Annotated in this window: 1 pseudogene; it reads left to right on the forward strand. The window is 60.7% G+C overall.

The annotated features are described in order from the left end of the window. Positions 1-354, forward strand: a pseudogene (locus tag ACZ92H_RS29555) (ShlB/FhaC/HecB family hemolysin secretion/activation protein); the annotation flags it as partial.

Genomic DNA, 354 nt, shown 5'->3' on the forward strand with positions numbered 1-354 from the left:
CCACCCTGAACATCAACGAGCTGGCCGGCATCGGCGACGTGGCCACCGTGCGCGCGTTCACCTCGGCCGATGGCTTGAACTATGGCCGCCTGGCCTACCAGGGGCAGGCCGGCCTGCTGCGCCTGGGTGGCGCCTACACGTATATGGACTACAAGCTGGGCAAGGAATTTGCCGTGCTCGACGCCAAGGGGACGGCGAAGATCGCCAGCGTGTATGGCAGTTATCCACTGATCCGTTCGCGCAGCAACAACCTGTATGCGCAGATCAATTACGACGACAAGACCTTCCAGGACAAGACGGAATCGACGGGCACCGTCAACGACAAGAAGGCCAAGGTATGGCTGCTGAACATCA

The sequence above is a fragment of the Janthinobacterium foliorum genome (assembly GCF_978021625.1).